Raw genomic sequence first — 16,692 nt, forward strand, 5'->3', positions numbered from 1 at the left:
GGGCCCGCCCGCGACCAACACGGACGCCCGACCAACCCGCCATTTGCCTGGACGAGCGTCCAGGTTCATGATGGGCGAATGGCACAGGACACATGGCGCAACTGGGCGGGCACCGAGACGGCGAACCCGCTGCGCTTCGCGACTCCGCGCTCGGTGGAGGAACTCAGCGCGCTCGTCTCCGGTGCCGCGGAGCACGGAGAGCGGGTCAAGGCCGTCGGGTCGGGTCACTCCTTCACCGGGGTCGCCGTCACCGACGGGATCCTCGTCAGCCTCGACGCCCTCACCGGGATCGAATCCGTCACCCTCGACGAACCGGCGGGCGCCCTCGTCACCGTCCTCGCCGGCACGCGGCTGCACGACCTGAGCGAGCAACTCTGGCACCGTGGCCTGGCGATGATCAACCTGGGCGACATCGACGTGCAGTCCGTCGCAGGTGCGCTGTCCACCGGAACCCACGGCACCGGCGCGCGTTTCGGAGGTCTCGCCACCCAGGTCCGCGCCCTGCAGGTGGTGCTGGCGGACGGCTCGGTGGCCGACTGCTCCCCCACCGACAATCCCGAACTGTTCGAGGCGGCACGGCTGGGACTCGGCGCCGTGGGCATCATCTCGAAGGTCACGATCCAGTGCGTGCCGCACTACGTGATGCACGCCGTCGAGAAGCCCGAGTCGTTGGACGCCATCCTCGACCGGCTCGACCATGACCGCACCACGATCGACCACTTCGAGTTCTACTGGTTTCCCCACACCCGCCGCGTGCTGACGAAACGCAACACCCGGCTACCCGGTGACACCCCGGTTTCTCCCCTCCACCCGGTCCGGGCCTACGTCGACGACGAACTGCTCGCGAATGTCCTGTTCGAGGGCATCAACAGGGTCGCAGGCCTTGCCCCGACGACGATCCCGAAGATCAACCGGCTGTCGTCGCGCATGCTGAGCGCGCGCGAGTTCACCGACCGCAGTTACCGCGTCTTCGCGTCGGAGCGCCGGGTCAAGTTCCGGGAGATGGAATACGCGGTTCCCACCGAGGCCCTCCCCGACACTCTCGCGGCGATCGATGCGTGGATGGAGAAGTCCGGTTTCACGGTCGCGTTCCCCGTCGAGGTCCGGTTCGCCGCGGGCGACGACGTGTGGCTGTCGACGGCGAACGGCCGGGACACGGCGTACATCGCGGTGCACCAGTACCATCGCCGAGATCACGAGCCGTACTTCGCCGCGGTCGAGGCCATCGCCCGGGAAGTGGACGGGCGACCGCACTGGGGCAAGATGCACGGCCGCACCGCCGACGACTTGCGGCCCGCGTATCCGAACTTCGACGAGTTCGTCGCCGTGCGCGACAAGTACGACCCCGAGCGAATGTTCGGCAACGCGTACCTCCAGCAGGTCCTGGGTCGCTAACGTGAGCTAGGTGACCCCCAGTCGAGCTTTCGACCGTCGCGACTTCCTTCGCGTCGCGGGTGCGTCCGGTGCAGCGGCGATCGGCGCCGTGATGCTCGGCGCGTGCGGGGAACGCCTGCACGACCCGGAGGTTCCGCCGCTTCCCGACGGCTTGTCCGTTCCGGGCGGCGGAGCGGTGTCCGAGTTCGCGCCGGTCGACAAGGCGACGTGGCGCGTGCAGGGCGATCCGCTGGTCGCGCCAACTGGTGACGGGCCCCTCGCCGGCATGCGACTCGCGGTCACCGACCTGTACGCCGTTGCGGGACAGCAGATCGGCGCGGGCAGCGGACGGCGGCTCGCCGAGGCTCCTGTCGAGACGGGTACCGCCGCAGTGGTGGCGCGCCTCCTCGGTCAGGGCGCCCGGGTCGTCGGTCTGGCGCAGACCGACGACCTCGGTTACGGGCATTCGGGCATCAACCAGCAATTCGGCACGCCGCCCAACGCCCGCGCCGAGGACCGCCTGCCCGGCGGTGCGACGTCGGGCGCCGCGAGTGCGGTCGCGCAGGGCGCCGCCGACATCGGATTGGGTATCGACACCACCGGTTCCGTCCGCATCCCCGCCTCGTATCAGGGCCTGTACGGCTTCGCACCGTCCCGGGGCGCCGTCTCCACCGACGGGCTGTTTCCGCTGTCCCCCACCTTCGATACCCCGGCGTGGGTCTGTGGCGACCTCGACACCCTCGTCGCGGTCTCCGGCGCGCTTCTCCCGCTCACGGCGGAGTCCCCGTTCCGTAGCGCGCTCACCTCGGACGGCATCAACGCCGTCGCCGAGGCGGGGGCGCTCGGTGCGGTGCGGTGCGCCCTCACCGCGTGGGAAAAGAGTTCCCTCCCCCGGCTGACGTGGACCGACACGGACATCGGCCGGCTTCCCGACTGGTACGACGCCGTCGTCGCCGTGCAGGGCTACGAGGCGTGGCGGCTGCACGGCGACTGGGTGAGCGGGGCGATGACGTCGCTCGGCGACGAACCCGGCCGTAATTTCGCCGATGCGAGCCGCATCTGGGAATCCACGTACGGCCGGAAGCTGATCAAGCTCGGCGAGGCGTCGCAGACGATCACCGCGTATGTGGGCGACAGCCTGCTCCTGCTGCCGGCGACCTCCTCCACGGCCCCCGAGCGGACGAGCTACCCCAGCGGTGACCGGTTCCGGAACACGATGCGCGCCACCGGCATGCTCACGTGCCTCGCGACCATCTCCGGACTGCCCAACGCGACCGTGCCGTTGCGCACCGACGACGGAGTTCCCGTCGGCCTCTGCCTGGTCGGCCCGCACGGTCGCGACCGGGACGTCCTGGCCGTCGTCGCCGGTCTCGGCGGCTCGGGGCTGATCGACTGACGGCGGGGACCGTCAGCCGCGGAGCAGTTGCGCCTTGCGCGCGTCGCTCGCGAACGACGCTTTGATCGAGTTGCGCGCCAAAGTTTCCCGCTCGGCATCGGTGAGGCCGAGCTGATCCCGCAGCTGGGCGAAGTTGTCGTCGACGTACCCGCCGAAGTACGCGGGGTCGTCGGAGTTCACGGTGACGAGCAGACCCGCCTCCAGCATGGTCCGCAACGGGTGCTCGGACAGCGAGTCGACGACGCACAGTCGCACGTTCGACAGCGGGCACACGGTCAGCGGCACCTCCTCGTCCACCAGACGCGCCACGAGCGCCGGGTCCTCGAGCGCCCGCACCCCGTGGTCGATGCGCTCGGCGCCGAGGAGGTCGAGCGCCTGCCAGATGTACTCCGGCGGGCCTTCCTCGCCTGCGTGGGCGACCACGTGCAGCCCCTCCGACCGGGCGCGGGCGAACACGTCCTCGAACAGCGACGGCGGGTTTCCCACCTCGGCCGAGTCCAGCCCGAGCCCGACGATCGGTGTCTGCAACCGGATGATCTCCGAGAACACTTCCTCCGCCTCGTGCACGGGACGGTCCCGCAGGATCGCGGCGATCGCAGCGCTGCTGAGGCCGAACTCCCGCTCGCTGGTGCCCACCGCGTCCATGATTCCGTCGAGCACCTCGTGCAGCGGCACACCACGATTGACGTGGGCCTGCGGGTTGAAGAAGAACTCCACGTGCGCGACGCCGCCCGCCGACGCCCGCGCGAAATAGGCGCGGGTGAGGTCCGCGAAGTCCTGCGCCGTCCGCAGCACCTGCATGTTGGCGAAGTACAGGTCGAGGAACGACTGCAGATCGGTGAACTCGTACCGCGACCGGAGATCGTCGAGGTCCGTGTACGGCAGCTGCACGGAATTCCGTTCGGCCAGCGCGAAGATCAGCTCGGGTTCGAGGGAACCCTCGATGTGCATGTGCAGCTCGGCGACGGGAGAGCTCACGGGTGGATACCTGCCTTTCGCACCACCTAGGCAGCGGTGTCGCGGTCGACGATACGGACGAAGCCGTCGCCGTCGATATTCGCGGTGTCGCCGGTGTGAAACCAGCCACCCGTAAAGGTTCTCGCGGTGACCTCGGGCCGGTTCCAGTAGCCGCGGCTGACTCCCGGACCGCGGCAGAGCAATTCGCCGACACCGCGGCCGGCGTCGGGTCCGAGGAGGGCCACCTCCATCCCGCCGAACGCTACACCGACGCTGCCCGCATGTGTCAGAGCGCACTCGTCGGGCAGCGCCAGCCCGGCGCCGCACGTCTCGGTCATTCCCCATCCGAGGAAGTGCCTGGCCGCAGGGAACGTCCGCCGGAGCAGCTGCGACTGCTCCAGGGACAGGCCGGAGCCGCTGTAGTCGATCCAGCGCACCGCGCGGCGGCCGAAACTCGTCACCCGCGAGTTCTCCACGGCCCGCAGGAGGACGGCGGGCGCCGCGGTGAGCACGTCGGCGCCGGTGCCGCGCCACGACGCGGCGTCGGTGCTCCCGGTCAGCAGGACCGTTCCGCCCACCACCAGCGTCGAGAGAAGTTCGACGAGCGATCCGACGGTGTGCAGTTCGGGTTCGACGAGGAGATTCCGGAGTCCCTCGGAGCTGAACCCGCGCGCATGGAGCACGGATTCGATGGTCGAGAGGACGTTCTCGTTGCTCAGCTCCACACCCGTCGGGGACTCCGACGGGCCGGGCGTGTACGACAGCAGCACCAGCTCGTCGGGGCTCGCGCCGTCGTCGATGAACGAGATGCCCTCCGGCAGTTCGCCGTCGAGGATCAGCACCGACTCGCTGTCGGCGAGCACCTCACCGGTCTGCGCGTCGTCGAGTGCCGGGCTCACCCCGACCGGCACGCCGCCGGCGAGCAACACCCCGAGGAACGCCTCGACCCAGCGAACCCCCACGGGCTGCCGGACGGCGACGCGGTCGCCGATCTCGACGCCCTTCGACTTCAGCCCGCCGGCCACCCGCGCCGCGGACGTCCACAGTTGCGAGAACGTGAGAGACCGGCCACCGTCCTCCTCGACGGCGACCCGGCCCGCGTAGCGGTGCACGGAGATGTCGAGCAGCTCGGTGAGCGACGGGTTGAGCCCGCCGTACCGGAGCAGGCCGTCGCGGCCACGGACCACCCGGTCGTCGTGGAAGAAGGGACCACTACTCGGGTACTCGACGAGGGACGACGGCATCTGCACCTCCGCTGACGACACTGCTGCGCGACCGGGACGTTGCCACGACTATATGACGCCCGTCACAGTTGCGGGGAGCGGATCGCCGACGCCTACCGTCCGCGGTACGTCGCCTTGCCCGGTCCGACGTCGAGGAAGCTGCGTACCGCACCCTCGAGGTCGTCGGTCTCGAACAGGGCACCCGACACGTCGGGTGTGATCGAGTCGGCGTGCGCGACTCCACCCGACCGCCACGCGGAGATGATCTGCTTCGTGGCGTCGTGTGCGCGCGTCGGCCCGTCCGCCAGGCGTGCGACGAGGGCGCGGGCCTCCGCGTCGACGTCCTCGTGGACGGCGTTGACCACACCCCAGTCGCGCAGTGTCGCGGCGTCGTACAGGTCACCGGTCATCACCAGTTCCCGGGCGCGGCCGGACCCCGCCCGCTCGGCCAGCCGCTGCGGACCGCCCATCGACGGAGTCAGCCCCACCACCGTCTCGACCAGTCCGAACTTCGCCTTCGGTGCGGCGAGGATGATGTCGCAGGCGAGCGCGATCTCGAAGGCCGCGGTCAGCGTCAGTCCGTGCGCCGAATACACGACGGGGCACGGCAGCGCCTCGAGCGGATGGCAGATCTCGGCGAACAACTCCTGCCACAGGTCCGCGCCCTGTTCCGCGGTGAGCCCGTCGAACACGTGGACGTCCACCCCTGCGGAGACCACCTTGCCCTCGGCGCGCAGCAGCACCGCGCGCGGCGGATCCTCGGCGAGCGCCGCGACGTCGGCCTGCACGGCGTCGAACATCGCCTGATCGAAGAGGTTCAGTGCGCCGTGGGCGAACGTCAGGATCGCGATCTCGGCGCCGGCGTCGGTACGGACACGCTCGAGTCGGGTGGGATGCGCGGCTGCAGGCTCAGTCATGCCGCCAGACTGCCACACGTGTTCCGCCTACGATCGGGGTGTGGACTCGCTGCGCGCGGCGCTGGCCGACGCCGTCGGTGAACGGTTCGTGACCGTGGACGCGGACGTGCTCGCCGCCCGCGCCACCGACCACACGGGGCGCTACAGCGGGCGGGCGAGCGCACTCGTCCGGCCCGCAGATGCCGCGGAAGTCTCGGCCGTGCTGGACATCTGCCGCCGAGCCGGGGTGAAGGTCACCGTGCAGGGTGGCCGCACCGGCCTCGAAGCAGGAACGGTTCCCGAGCACGATGACGTACTGCTGTCGACGGAACGGCTGACCGCGGTCGGCGCCGTCGACCGCGAGAACCTGCGCGTCACCGTCGGCGCCGGGGTCACCCTCTCGACACTCCGGCACACCGCGTCCGACGCCGGACTGCTGTTCGGCGTCGACATCGCGTCCCGCGATTCCGCGACGATCGGCGGCATGGTGTCGACGAATGCCGGTGGGCTGCACACCGTGCGGTACGGCCATATGTCGGCCCAGGTGCTGGGCCTGGAAGTGGTGCTGCCCGACGGGGCGATCGTGCGGCGCAGCATGCGGGTGGGCGCCGAGAACTGCGGATACGACCTGCCCGCGCTGTGGGTCGGCAGCGAGGGCACGCTCGGTGTGGTCACGACCGTCGATCTCGCACTCCACCCCGTGCCCGAGTTCCGTGTGACCGCCCTCGCGGGCTTCGCGCAACTATCCAGCTTGATCGACGCCGCTCGCGTCGTCCGGCGGCTCGAGGGGGTGGACGCCGTGGAGATGCTCGACGGCCGTGGGCTCGAATTGGCCTCCTCGCGGCTGGGTTTCGCGGTCCCCACGGTTCTGCCGTGGTACCTCCTCGTGGAACTGGCCGGCGGGCGCGACCTCACCGACGACCTGGCCGAGGCCCTGGAGCAGTGCGATCCCGACGACGAACCCGCTGTCGGGATCGATCCCGCAGGCCGCGCCCGCGTGTGGGCGGCGCGGGATGCGTTCGCGGACGTGGTCGGACTGTTCGGGCCCCCGCTCAAGTTCGACGCCGCCCTCCCACTGGACACCCTCGCCGCGTTCGTCGCCGACGCGGTCGCAATGGTGACGAGCCGGGCACCTGACGCGATCCCGGTGCTCTTCGGGCACGTCGCCGACGGCAACGTCCACCTCAACGTGCTGCGCTGCCCCGACGAGTCCGTGCTGTACCTGCCGGTCACGGAACTGATCCGCGATCACGGCGGCAACATCGCGTCCGAGCACGGCGTCGGCGCACACAAGCGCAACTACCTGGACCTCTCCCTCAGCCGCGAGGACATCACCGCGATGTGGACGATCAAGCAGGCGTTCGATCCCGCGGACTACCTCAACCCTGCAGTGATGTTTCCCGACTGGCTGCGTCGCCCGCACTGACTCCGGGCATCTTCTCGCGCAACGGTCGCGCGAAGCACACCGAGGCGAGGAAACCGATCAGCAGGACGGCCGCGGGCAACCAGATCGACTGCGACATCGCCGTCGCGAACGGTTCCTTCACGAATTCCGGCATCTCCCCCACGCCGGCCTCCTGGCTGTCGGCGTTCAGCCCCTGAGCGGACAGGCGGGCCGTGATGAGTGCGCCGATCGCGGCGCTGCCGAGGACGGCGCCGACCTGGCGGGTCGTGTTGTACACGCCTGCTCCGGCGCCCGCCTGATGGGGCGGAAGGTTGTGCGTGGCCGTGGCGGCGAGCGGCGACCAGATACACGCGTTGGCGAGGCCGATCAGTCCGATGGGCAGCAGCAGTTCCCAGATCGCCACGTCGGGTGACATGACCATGGACAGCCAGGCGAGTGCGATCGAGAACAGCAGGAATCCGGCGCCCGCGATGTACCGCGGGTGGGTGCGGTCCACGAGCTTGCCGATGAACGGGGCGAACACGCCGGTGAGGACGGCCATGGGCACGAGCAGCAGGGCCGACCGTGTGGGCGACAGACCCCGCACCGCCTGCGTGTAGAACATCAGCGGCAGGACCATCGCGGTGATCGCGAATCCCATCGAGGTGATCGCCACGTTGGCGAGCGAGAAGTTGCGGTCCTTGAACAGGCCCAGGGGCAGGAGCGGCTCGTTCTTGTTCCAGGACTGGTACCAGACGAAGACGCCGAGGAGGACGAGGCCGGCGCCGATCGACGCCAGCACGGTCGCCGACCAGTCGTAGGAGCTGCCTTCCTGGATTCCGAACACGAGGAAGAACATGCCGAGCGCGCTGAGCACGACACCGGGGATGTCGAACTTGTGCTCATGGGTCTCGAGCGACGGCACCAGTCGCCAGGCCAGCACGAACGCGATCACGCCCACGGGCACGTTGACGATGAAGATCCACTCCCAGCCGAGGTTGTCCACGAGGACGCCGCCCGCCAGCGGTCCCACCAGGGTGGCGACACCCGCGACGGCGCCCCACAGACCCATCGCGGTGCCGCGGCGGTCCGGCGGGAACGTGCGGGTGATGACGGCCATCGTCTGCGGCGTCATCAGTGCCGCGCCCAGTCCCTGGAAGACCCGGGCGACGATGAGCATGGTGATGGTGCCGGAGAGGCCGCACCACAGCGACGCACCGGTGAACAGGACGAGCCCGTTCAGGTAGATGTTCTTGGGACCGAACCGATCACCGAGTCGACCGGTGACCAGCAGCGGCACCGCATACGCCAGCAGGTACGCGCTGGTGACCCAGACGACCTTGTTGATGTCGGTGTGCAGGTCGTTCATGATCGCCGGGTTGGCCACCGCGACGATGGTGCTGTCGACGAGGATCATGAAGAAGCCGATGACGAGGGCCCACAGGGCCGGCCACGGATTTCGATGCTCGGGTGGCGACGTGGGTGGTGCGGTGCGCTCGGTGTCCATCATCAATCCTTTACTGAACCGGATGGGATCCGGCGTGAGTGTGTCAGTCGTTCGAGAAGTTCCGGCGAAAGCCACGGGAGGGCTCCGGAGTCGATGTCGGCCACCAGGGCGCTGAGCCATTCGTGCTCCGCGCGGGCAACGGTGACGAGAAATTCGTTGCCGAGGAGGAAGATCCTGGGAGTCTCGGTGGAACAGGCGAGCGCGGCAGCGGTCTCGAGTTCGTCGATTTCGCGGGTGAGGTGATCGAGCCGTTCCCGGAGCAGTTCCACCACGGTGGGGGCGGCGACGTTGTGCGCCTCCGCCAGTGCGAGCGGGAACTGCGGGTACTCGTGCACCGGGGTGGCGAGCATGTCGCTGACCCGGTGGACGAGCGCTTCCCGGCCCGCCTCGGTGACCTCGTACATGGTGCGTTCGGGCCGGTTTCCCGCCCGGTCGGTACCGGTGGTGCGCACCAGCCCTTCGCCTTCGAGCCTGCTCACGGTGTGATACAGCGACCCCGGCCGGATCTTCACGACGCGTCCACGCCGGGCGGCGGCGAGTTGGTACATCTCGTACGGATGCATCGTCCGCTCACACAGCAGACCGAGGATGGTGACACCGAGCGGCGTGAGTGCCATTGTCACCACCTCCACTACTCCACGGCGAATTACTCCACGTGGAATATACCGTCCGGGCGGATGGGGAACAAGCGGTTACCGTGGGTCCGGTGGACTCCCATCACCTCGACATCATTCGACTCGCCTGGACACGCGAACTGGGATTACCCGATGACGCTCTGTCCACCCGGCCGGGCGCCGACGACCGCGCGGTCCGGGTCGACGACGACACGGACACGATCCGCTTCCTGCGCCTGGGCGAGACGTGCGCGCTCGTCGGACCGCGGTGGGCGATCGAGCGCGCCGACGGGCACACGTCGGAGGAACTGACCGAATCCGCAACCCTGCTCGCCCTCACCCAGGATCGGTCCGGACGGTGCGCCGGTCCCGTGGCGCTCGCGTTCGGCACCGACTACCAGGACCCGGCGACCGGGCGGCCACCGCTCGTCTCCCACGAACACGACCACGTCCGGCAGGTCGAGGAGGCGTGTCCCCCGGACGACGTCACCGAGGCCCGCCTGGGTGACCGCGACCGATGGTTCACGATTCTCGACGACGCGCAGCAACCGGTCAGTTCCGCCGGGTACGCCGAGTTCCAGGGTTTCCTCGCCGATGTCGGTGTGCTGACGGCGCCGGCGTTCCGGCGGCGGGGACTGGGCGCCACGGTCGCCGGGATCGCCACCGACGACGCGCTCGACAGCGGCCTGATCGCCCAATGTCGTTCACCCCGCGACAATCTGGCCGCGCGCGCGCTCGCCGCTCGCGCCGGGTACCGGGAACTGGGAACGTATGCCGCGGTCACGATCTCCCGAAGTACGCTCTGAGAGACATCGAAGGACGGGGACGAGTCGACCATGACAGAACGAACGGCAGAACCGCACAGCACGGAAGGCGCCTACGTCGAATCCGGCGCCGAGTTCACGCGCGACACCCACTACATCCCCACCCGCATCACGGCCGACGGCCGCGACGGCTATCCGGTCGAACCGGGCCGCTACCGCCTCGTCGCCGCTCGGGCGTGCCCGTGGGCCAACCGCGCGATCATCGTCCGGCGACTTCTCGGACTCGAGGACGCGTTGTCCATGGGACTGTGCGGCCCCACCCACGACAAGCGCAGCTGGACTTTCGATCTCGATCCGGACGGGCTCGACCCCGTGCTGAAGATCCCGCGCCTGCAGGACGCGTACTTCGCACGTTTCCCGGACTACCCCCGCGGCATCACCGTGCCCGCGATCGTCGACGTCCCCACCGGGCAGGTGGTCACCAACGACTACCCGCAGATCACCCTGGATCTGTCCTCGGAATGGACGCAGTACCACCGCGAGGGCGCGCCCGACCTGTACCCCGAGCCGCTGCGCGACGAGATCGACGAGGTCGCCGATCTCGTGTTCCGCGACGTCAACAACGGGGTGTACCGGTGCGGTTTCGCCGGCTCCCAGGAGGCGTACGAATCCGCGTACGACCGCCTGTTCGCCCGCCTCGACTGGCTCGAGGACCGTCTGACCGACCGCAGGTTCCTCGTCGGCGACACGATCACCGAGGCCGACGTGCGCCTGTTCACCACCCTGGCCCGGTTCGACGCGGTCTATCACGGCCATTTCAAGTGCAATCGGAACAAACTCGACGAGATGCCCGTGCTGTGGAGTTATGCCCGCGATCTCTTCCAGACACCCGGGTTCGGCGACACCATCGACTTCACCCAGATCAAGCAGCACTACTACATCGTGCACACCGACATCAATCCCACCCGGATCGTGCCGAAGGGGCCAGACCTGTCCGGCTGGCTCGAGCCACACGGGCGTGAACAACTCGGCGGCAGGCCGTTCGGGGACGGCACGCCGCCACCTCCGCCGAAGCCCGGCGAGGAGGTCCCGGCCGGGCACCGGGCGTGATCGGACGGATCTACGAGCCGGTGTAGGTGCCGAAACTCCAGAACACGCCCTCGGGGTCGCGGCAGGTGAAGCCGCGCGATCCGTAGTCCTCGTCCCGCAGTCCGCGGACGATCGTGGCGCCGGCGGCCACGGCGCGCTCGTGGAGCGCGTCGGGGTCGTCGACGACGAGGTACACCGAGCCCGTCCCCGGCGGCAGGTCGCTGATGACCGAGTCCTCACTGGGCGAGCCGAGCATGATCCCGCCGCCCTTGGGCCAGCCGAGTTCGGCGTGATCGACCCGGTCGCCCTCGCCGTACACCGCGTTCTCGGCGAACCCGAAGGCGTCGACGAGGAAGCGGATCGCGGCCCGCGCGTCGCGGTAGACGAGGGTGGGCCACACATATGTGGTGTGCGTCGAAGTAGTCATGTCATCACTCTGCGCCGTCGTCGTGGTAGGGGTCTTGGACGAATGAGAACGGGTCGATCTCGCGCCACCGCGACGGCGCGACGCCCGCGAGGTCGCGCCAGTCCCGCGCCATGTGCGCCTGGTCGTAATACCCGCACGACGCGGACACGTCCGCGAGTGTCGCCCCGGCGGCACCCTTGAGCATCCGGTGCGAACGGTGGAAACGGGACAACCGCACCACGTCCTTGGGTGTCACGCCGTATTCCGCGACGAACTTGTTCACCAGATGTCTTCGGCTCCAGCCGACGTCGTGCGCGACGTCACCGACCCGGGCGCCGTCGCCGGCGACGAGCAGCTGCCAGGCGCGGGTGAGGTGCGGGTCGATCTCTGCCGGCGCCGCGCGGCGCGTCAGGACCTCGTCGAGGATCGCGAACCGCTCGTCCCAGCCGGTTTCGAGCGACAGCCGTTCGGTCAGTTCCCCCGCGTCGGGACCGAGCAGGTCCTCGAGCCCGACGACCCAGGCGCCGAGCGCTGCCGTGGGGACCCCCAGCAGCGCCCGGGCGCCGAGAGGACTGAGGGCCAACTGGACGCCGTGCTGGTTGCCGTCGTGCCGGATCGTCACCGGTGCCGTGGCGATGCCGCTGGCCAGAGTGTCGAAACGACCGGGCGCCTGCTCGGGCGTCGCCTGGGCGGCGATGTCGAGCGGCTCGTCGATCGTCACGATCACCGTGAGGCAGGGCGACGGCAGACCGAGGTGGATGCCGGGCTCGAAACCGGCCAGCCGATACCCGTCGTACCCCGTGACCAGCGCGCGCAACGGTTCCGCCGGGCGCCGGAAGGCCCCGGACGACACCGCGGTATCGCTGTCGGCGACGCTCACGAAACCAGCCTAGGCAACGGTGCCGACACCGGCCACAGCGTCAACTCACCTACAGTCGGTGCCAGCACACTCGAAGCACAGGCGAGACGGGAGCCCCGATGGCTGGCAATGGTGGACCGGTGGAGAAGGTACTGGTCTCGGTCCTCGACAACGGAAGCCGTCTCCAGGCTCCCGCGGTGGCGAAGTACGTCGAATGGGTCCGGCGCTCGCACCCCGGTGAGTCGCCCGCGCAGATCGTCGAGCGGATGGAGAAGATGTTCCTGCTGGCCGTGACGGGCAGCGGCAGCGCAGTCGGCGCCACCGCCGCGATTCCCGGGGTCGGCACCATCGCGTCCATCGCGGCGGTGGGCGCCGAATCGGCGTTCTTCCTCGAAGCGGCGGCGCTGCTCACTCTCGCGGTCGCATCGGTGCACGGCATCTCCGCCGCCGACCACCAGCAGCGGCGCGCACTCGTCCTGTCGGTGGCGCTCGGCGAATCGGGCATGGAAATCGTCCAGAAGGCGACGGGCGTGACGGCGAAGAACTGGGCGAGCGCCATCACCAGCCGCATACCCGGCCCCACCATGAAGGGGATGAACAGCAGGCTGGTGCGCAAGTTCATCACCAAGTACGCCGCCCGCCGCAGCGCGCTGGTCCTCGGCAAGCTCGTGCCCGCAGGCATCGGCGCGGCCATCGGCGGCGCGGGCAACCGGGCCATCGGCAAGGGTGTCGTCAAGAACGCGCGTGAAGCGTTCGGGCCCGCCCCGACCCGCTGGCCGGACGAACTCCGCGCAATCCAAGCGTGAACCGCCGGGCGAGCCGTTAGTGGGCGAAGTGCTGTTCCGTCGAACGCCCGCCACCCTTCTCGCGGAGTTCGGCGCACACTTCCTCGATCGCCTCGGCGACGAGGGATCCGAGGTCGGCGCTGAAGCCCTCGCGCACGACGATGCGCAGGACTGCCACGTCCTCCGCGTCGGCGGGCATCGTGTAGGCGGGCACCTGCCACCCCCGCGCCCGTAACTCGTGTGACACGTCGAAGACCGTGAACCCGGGGTCACCGACGAGTTCGAACGCCACCACCGGAATGTCGGTGCCGTCCGTGATCAGGGTGAAGCCGTCGATCTCGGCGATGCGTTTGCCCACGCGAACTGCGGTGTCGCGCAACGTCTGCATGATCGACCGGTAGCCGGCCCGGCCCAGTCGCAGGAAGTTGTAGTACTGCCCCACCACCTGATTGCCGGGCCGCGAGAAGTTCAGGGTGAACGTCGGCATGTCGCCGCCCAGGTAGTTGACCCGGAACACCAGCCCCTCGGGAAGGTGTTCTTTGTCGCGCCACACCACGAACCCGATCCCCGGATACGTCAGACCGTACTTGTGGCCACTCACGTTGATCGAGGCCACGCGCGGAACCCGGAAGTCCCACAACAAATTCGGTTGCAGGAAGGGAACGACGAAGCCACCGCTCGCCGCGTCCACGTGGATCGGGACGTCCGGGCCACCGGACGCAGCAAGTTCGTCGAGAGCGTCCGCGATCGCGGCCACCGGCTCGAGCTCCCCCGTATAGGTGGTGCCCACGATCACGACCGCTCCGATCGTGTTCTCGTCGACCGCGTCCCGAACCTGCTCCGGCGTGATGACGTAGCGGCCCTTCTCCATCGGCAGGTACTTCGGCTCGACGTCGAAGTACCGGCAGAACTTCTCCCACACCACCTGCACGTTGCTGCCGAGCACCAGATTCGGGCGCGCAGTGTCCTTCCCGGCCGCCTCCCGCTTCGCCCGCCACAGCCACTTGAGCGCGAGACCACCGAGCATGACCGCCTCGCTCGAACCGATCGTCGAGACGCCGGTGGCGCTGGCCGGGTCGGTGGTCGACAGGTCGGGAGCGTGGAACAGATCGGCCACCATCGACACGCACCGGGACTCGATCGCCGCGGTCGCGGGGTACTCGTCCTTGTCGATCATGTTCTTGTCGAACGTCTCGGCCATCAGCTTGTCGGCCTCGGGATCCATCCATGTGGTGACGAACGTGGCGAGGTTCAGCCGCGAACTGCCGTCGAGCATCAACTCGTCGTGGATGAACCGGTACGCGGCCTCGGGATCGGTTTCCTCGTCCGGCAGCCGCAGCGCCGGAAACGGATCGATCGAGAGGCGCCCCGTGTAGGCGGGAGAAATGACGTCGCGATGGTGATGGTGGTGCTTGCTCATGTACGTCCCCAATCGATTGGTTTCAGCATGCGCCGTCGCAGACGCCCTGTACGTCAGTTGGTGAATCTCGGCACGGCAGCCCAGTAGGGTCGAAACAGTTCCATTCGATTGTGGCAGGGGAGGACGGGTTGACCACAGCAATCCCGGGAAGTTTCGCGGCGCCGATCGAGGTGCGGGGGCTGTCCAAGCGCTTCAAGAACGTCGACGCCGTCACGGACCTCAGCTTCACCGTGCCGCAGGGATCGATCACCGGATTCCTCGGGCCCAACGGGTCCGGCAAGACCACGACACTGAGGATGATCCTCGGTCTCGTGAAGCCGACGTCGGGCGCCTCCACGGTCGCCGGTGTGCCGATCAAATCGCTCGTCGACCCCGCGCGCACGGTCGGCGCCGTCCTGGACTCGCAGAGCCTGCACCCCAACCGCACGGCGCTCGACCACCTGAAGGTGTACGCGTCCGCGATCGGGGTACCGGACGGACGCGCACTGCAGGTGCTCGCGCTCGTCGGACTGGAGGACGTCGCCGGGCGCAAGGCGGGCGGCTTCTCCCTCGGCATGCGCCAGCGGCTGTCGCTGGCGACGGCGCTGCTGGGTGATCCGCGAATCCTGATCCTCGACGAACCGGCCAACGGACTCGACCCCGAGGGCATCGCCTGGCTGCGCGAGTTCCTCAAGGGCTTCGCCGCATCCGGCCGGACCGTGCTGATCTCGAGCCACATCCTCCGCGAAGTGGAACAGACCGTCGACAATCTGGTGATCGTCAGCCGCGGCGCCCTCGTCTATCAGGGACGCATGGAGGAGCTGCGCAAGTCGCAACAGAGCAGGCTGCTGGTCGCGTCCTCGAGCCCGCCCGCCCTGGCCACCGCCCTCGCCGCCAGGGGCATCGTCGATGCCCGCTCGCTCGCCGACGGACGCCTCGCCGTCGTCGGCGCGGCCCTCGAACTCGTCGAGTCCGTCGCCGCGGACGCCGGGGTGACGATCTTCGGCGCCGTCGGCGATCACATCGACCTGGAGCAACTCTTCCTGTCGATGACCGCAGGCCAGTACGTGGCCGGAGCGAGTGCCGCCGCGCCCTCGGGGTACGGCCAGCCGCCGACGTACGCGCCCCAGCCCGGGTACGCACCTCCCGGGTACGCCCCGCAACCGGGTTACGGTCCGCCACCCGGGTACGGCCCGCAACCGGGCTACGGTCCGCCACCCGCACACCCCCAGCACGGTCCGATGTCCGGAGGTCCGCGATGACAGCGCTGCTCACCGCGGAATTCCGCAAGGTCACCACACTGCGGTTCTGGTGGATGCTCGGTCTGGCACCACTGATCGTCGGGATGTTCTCGAGCGCGATCACCCTGCCCGTGATGCGCGCGTTCACCGACGCGTTCGAGGCCGATCCGAACGAGGCCAACCTCGCCGCCACCCTGTTCGGCCTGGCGGTCGCCGTCGCCCTCGTCGTCCTGTTCGCCGCGGTCTTCGGGGCGGTGAACGTGGGCACGGAATTCCGGTACAAGACGCTCACCACCACGTTCCTCACCGCCCGCGGCCGGGACGGGGTGATCGGCACCAAGCTCGCCGTCACCGCGGCCTTCGGCTTCTTCTACTGCCTCGTGGTGGAGGTGGTCAGCGTCGCCCTGCTGCTGACGTTCGGCGGGGACACCTTCGAACTGCGCGGATCCCTGTTCGCCATGCTCGGGGCGGCCTTGATCTGCGGGGCGTTGTGGGCGCTCATCGGCGGCGGCGTGTCGATGCTCACCGGCTCGTCCGTCGGCAGCTGCATCGCCCTCGTGGTCTGGTACACCCTCGGCGAGATGATCCTCCGGTCGATCCTCAGCGGGATCGGCATCGGATCCGCCGGAAGTGTCCTCCCCGTGTCGGCCACCCTCGGAACGGTCGCGAACGCGGCCGCCGGCAACGAGATCGACTGGCTGACGCTCTGGCCCACCGCGCCCCTCGCCCTGCTCGTGTGGACCGCGGTCTTCGTCGGCGGCGGTTGGGCGCTCACCCGGCAGCGCGACATCACCTGAC

The 16,692-nt window shown here is 69.1% G+C and carries 16 protein-coding genes; 8 read left to right on the top strand and 8 right to left on the bottom strand.

From position 1 onward, the window contains the following. The first annotated feature begins 78 nt into the window (after nt 1–78). Together ACNJ7E_RS43350 and ACNJ7E_RS43355 are read left to right on the top strand one after the other, a co-directional pair. Entirely contained in the window at nt 79–1,395 is a 1,317-nt protein-coding gene (locus tag ACNJ7E_RS43350; RefSeq protein WP_283354785.1) for a D-arabinono-1,4-lactone oxidase, read from the top strand. 10 nt (nt 1,396–1,405) lie between these two features. Continuing rightward, on the top strand, nt 1,406–2,770 hold the full coding sequence (locus ACNJ7E_RS43355) for an amidase family protein (RefSeq protein ID WP_418342668.1): 1,365 nt from the start codon (nt 1,406–1,408) through the stop codon (nt 2,768–2,770). A 12-nt stretch (nt 2,771–2,782) separates the two neighbouring features. Here the strand turns inward: ACNJ7E_RS43355 and ACNJ7E_RS43360 are convergent, their stop codons facing one another. From ACNJ7E_RS43360 to ACNJ7E_RS43370, 3 genes are all read right to left on the bottom strand, one after another. Beyond that, the gene (locus ACNJ7E_RS43360; protein ID WP_378471522.1) at nt 2,783–3,748 is read right to left on the bottom strand and encodes an adenosine deaminase; all 966 of its coding nucleotides are present in this window, start codon (nt 3,746–3,748) and stop codon (nt 2,783–2,785) included. Nucleotides 3,749–3,774: 26 nt separating this feature from the next. Next, nucleotides 3,775–4,971, bottom strand: a complete 1,197-nt coding sequence (locus ACNJ7E_RS43365) for a class I adenylate-forming enzyme family protein (RefSeq protein WP_280783540.1) — start codon at nt 4,969–4,971, stop codon at nt 3,775–3,777. 92 nt (nt 4,972–5,063) lie between these two features. After that, nucleotides 5,064–5,867 (bottom strand): enoyl-CoA hydratase/isomerase family protein, encoded by an 804-nt coding sequence (locus tag ACNJ7E_RS43370; protein ID WP_280783539.1) that lies wholly within the window; start codon nt 5,865–5,867, stop codon nt 5,064–5,066. A gap of 40 nt (nt 5,868–5,907) precedes the next feature. On the opposite strand from ACNJ7E_RS43370, the gene ACNJ7E_RS43375 reads away from it, so the two are divergent. Then, on the top strand, nt 5,908–7,272 hold the full coding sequence (locus ACNJ7E_RS43375; protein WP_418342669.1) for an FAD-binding oxidoreductase: 1,365 nt from the start codon (nt 5,908–5,910) through the stop codon (nt 7,270–7,272). Here the strand turns inward: ACNJ7E_RS43375 and ACNJ7E_RS43380 are convergent. Together ACNJ7E_RS43380 and ACNJ7E_RS43385 are read right to left on the bottom strand one after the other, a co-directional pair. Then, entirely contained in the window at nt 7,226–8,737 is a 1,512-nt protein-coding gene (locus ACNJ7E_RS43380) for an MFS transporter (RefSeq protein WP_418342678.1), read from the bottom strand. The two genes, ACNJ7E_RS43375 and ACNJ7E_RS43380, sit on opposite strands and share 47 nt — an antisense overlap. Nucleotides 8,738–8,739: 2 nt before the next feature. Beyond that, nucleotides 8,740–9,354, bottom strand: a complete 615-nt coding sequence (locus ACNJ7E_RS43385) for a PadR family transcriptional regulator (RefSeq protein WP_280783535.1) — start codon at nt 9,352–9,354, stop codon at nt 8,740–8,742. Nucleotides 9,355–9,434: 80 nt separating this feature from the next. On the opposite strand from ACNJ7E_RS43385, the gene ACNJ7E_RS43390 reads away from it, so the two are divergent. Then, complete coding sequence (locus tag ACNJ7E_RS43390; RefSeq protein ID WP_418342670.1) at nt 9,435–10,157, top strand: GNAT family N-acetyltransferase; 723 nt, start codon at nt 9,435–9,437, stop codon at nt 10,155–10,157. Nucleotides 10,158–10,187: 30 nt separating this feature from the next. Further along, nucleotides 10,188–11,225 (top strand): glutathione S-transferase family protein, encoded by a 1,038-nt coding sequence (locus ACNJ7E_RS43395; RefSeq protein ID WP_317567996.1) that lies wholly within the window; start codon nt 10,188–10,190, stop codon nt 11,223–11,225. Between the two features lie 10 nt (nt 11,226–11,235). On the opposite strand, the gene ACNJ7E_RS43400 is transcribed toward ACNJ7E_RS43395, so the two are convergent. Continuing rightward, nucleotides 11,236–11,631, bottom strand: a complete 396-nt coding sequence (locus ACNJ7E_RS43400; RefSeq protein ID WP_280783531.1) for a VOC family protein — start codon at nt 11,629–11,631, stop codon at nt 11,236–11,238. A 4-nt stretch (nt 11,632–11,635) separates the two neighbouring features. After that, nucleotides 11,636–12,490, bottom strand: a complete 855-nt coding sequence (locus ACNJ7E_RS43405; protein WP_280783529.1) for an AraC family transcriptional regulator — start codon at nt 12,488–12,490, stop codon at nt 11,636–11,638. Nucleotides 12,491–12,588: 98 nt separating this feature from the next. Here ACNJ7E_RS43405 and ACNJ7E_RS43410 point away from each other — a divergent pair, with 98 nt between their 5' ends. Continuing rightward, nucleotides 12,589–13,275 carry a hypothetical protein gene (locus tag ACNJ7E_RS43410; RefSeq protein WP_280783528.1) on the top strand — a complete coding sequence of 229 codons (687 nt, stop codon included), beginning with the start codon at nt 12,589–12,591 and terminating at the stop codon, nt 13,273–13,275. A gap of 16 nt (nt 13,276–13,291) precedes the next feature. Here ACNJ7E_RS43410 and gad read toward each other — a convergent pair whose 3' ends face one another. Further along, nucleotides 13,292–14,674 (bottom strand): glutamate decarboxylase, encoded by a 1,383-nt coding sequence (gad, locus tag ACNJ7E_RS43415; RefSeq protein WP_418342671.1) that lies wholly within the window; start codon nt 14,672–14,674, stop codon nt 13,292–13,294. Nucleotides 14,675–14,802: 128 nt separating this feature from the next. Here gad and ACNJ7E_RS43420 point away from each other — a divergent pair, with 128 nt between their 5' ends. Both ACNJ7E_RS43420 and ACNJ7E_RS43425 read left to right on the top strand, forming a co-directional pair. Next, a complete protein-coding gene (locus tag ACNJ7E_RS43420; protein WP_280783526.1) occupies nt 14,803–15,915 on the top strand; it encodes an ABC transporter ATP-binding protein in 1,113 nt (370 codons plus the stop codon). Then, nucleotides 15,912–16,691: an ABC transporter permease gene (locus ACNJ7E_RS43425; RefSeq protein WP_280783525.1), complete on the top strand. Its 780-nt coding sequence runs from the start codon at nt 15,912–15,914 to the stop codon at nt 16,689–16,691. Before ACNJ7E_RS43420 ends, ACNJ7E_RS43425 begins: the two co-directional genes overlap by 4 nt. Nucleotide 16,692: the final 1 nt, after the last annotated feature.

Source organism: Rhodococcus mengyinensis, assembly GCF_048381435.1.
GTDB classification, from domain to species: domain Bacteria; phylum Actinomycetota; class Actinomycetes; order Mycobacteriales; family Mycobacteriaceae; genus Rhodococcus_F; species Rhodococcus_F opacus_D.